Raw genomic sequence first — 1251 nt, forward strand, 5'->3', positions numbered from 1 at the left:
CGCTGCACACGGTGCTGCAGCGCCGGGCCATTCTGCGCGGCGTGGCGCAGCAGCGGGCGCGCGAGGCGCGGATGCGTGCCGCACAGGCGCAACAGGAGGCGGCGTGAACCTGCGACGTAAAAACCGGCTATGGGTGGTCTGCGCGGTGCTGGCGGGCCTGGCGCTGACCACCGCCCTGGTCCTGTACGCGCTGCGCGCGAATATCGACCTGTTCTATACCCCCGGCGAAATCCTCTACGGCAAGCGCGAGACGCAGCAGCTGCCGGCGGCGGGCCAGCGCCTGCGCGTCGGCGGGATGGTGATGCCCGGCAGCGTCAGGCGCGACCCGGACTCGCTGAAGGTGAACTTCAGCCTTTACGACGCCGAAGGGTCGGTGACGGTGAGCTATGAGGGGATACTGCCGGACCTGTTCCGCGAGGGGCAGGGGGTGGTGGTGCAGGGCACCCTGGAGAAGGGCAACCACGTCCTGGCGCACGAGGTGCTGGCCAAGCATGACGAGAACTACACCCCGCCGGAAGTGGAAAAGGCGATGCAGGAAAACCACCGCCGCCCGCAACGCGCTGATAAGGACACCTCATCATGATGCCTGAATACGGCCACGCGCTGCTGTGCCTGGCGCTCGGCGTGGCGCTGCTGCTGTCCGTTTACCCGCTGTGGGGCGTGGCGCGCGGCGACGCGCGGATGATGGCGTCGGCCGGGGTGTTCGCCTGGCTGCTGTTTATCTGCGTGGCGGGCGCGTTTTTCGTGCTGGTGCACGCCTTTGTGGTTAACGACTTCACCGTGGCCTATGTCGCCGGCAACTCGAACACGCAGCTGCCGGTGTGGTACCGGGTGGCCGCCACCTGGGGGGCGCACGAGGGCTCGCTGCTGCTGTGGGTGCTGCTGATGAGCGGCTGGACCCTGGCGGTGGCGGTGTTCAGCCGGCAGGTGCCGGCGGATATCGTCGCCCGGGTGCTGGCGGTGATGGGGATGGTCTGCGCCGGTTTTCTGGCGTTCATCCTGTTCACCTCCGGCCCGTTCGCCCGCACGCTGCCGGCCTTTCCGGTGGAGGGGCGCGACCTGAACCCGCTGCTGCAGGACCCGGGGCTGATTTTCCACCCGCCGCTGCTGTACATGGGCTATGTCGGCTTCTCGGTGGCCTTCGCCTTCGCCATCGCCGCGCTGCTGAGCGGGCGTCTGGACAGCGCGTTCACCCGTTTTGCCCGCCCGTGGACGCTGGCGGCGTGGGTGTTCCTGACGCTGGGCATGCGT

At 68.6% G+C, this 1251-nt stretch carries 2 protein-coding genes and 1 pseudogene; all 3 read left to right on the top strand.

Features of this window, described 5'->3' with window-relative positions; genetic code table 11:
• Positions 1-107, top strand: a pseudogene (locus ACLJZ5_RS21910) (heme exporter protein CcmD); the annotation flags it as partial.
• Positions 104-583 (top strand): cytochrome c maturation protein CcmE, encoded by a 480-nt coding sequence (ccmE, locus tag ACLJZ5_RS21915; RefSeq protein ID WP_001053600.1) that lies wholly within the window; start codon positions 104-106, stop codon positions 581-583. The pseudogene ACLJZ5_RS21910 and the gene ccmE, both read left to right, overlap by 4 nt.
• The coding region (gene ccsA / locus ACLJZ5_RS21920; RefSeq protein ID WP_410959023.1) for a cytochrome c biogenesis protein CcsA at positions 580-1251 on the top strand (672 nt) is incomplete at its 3' end. The genes ccmE and ccsA, both read left to right, overlap by 4 nt.

This window comes from Salmonella sp. 5800, from assembly GCF_046558195.1.
Taxonomy (GTDB): domain Bacteria; phylum Pseudomonadota; class Gammaproteobacteria; order Enterobacterales; family Enterobacteriaceae; genus Salmonella; species Salmonella enterica.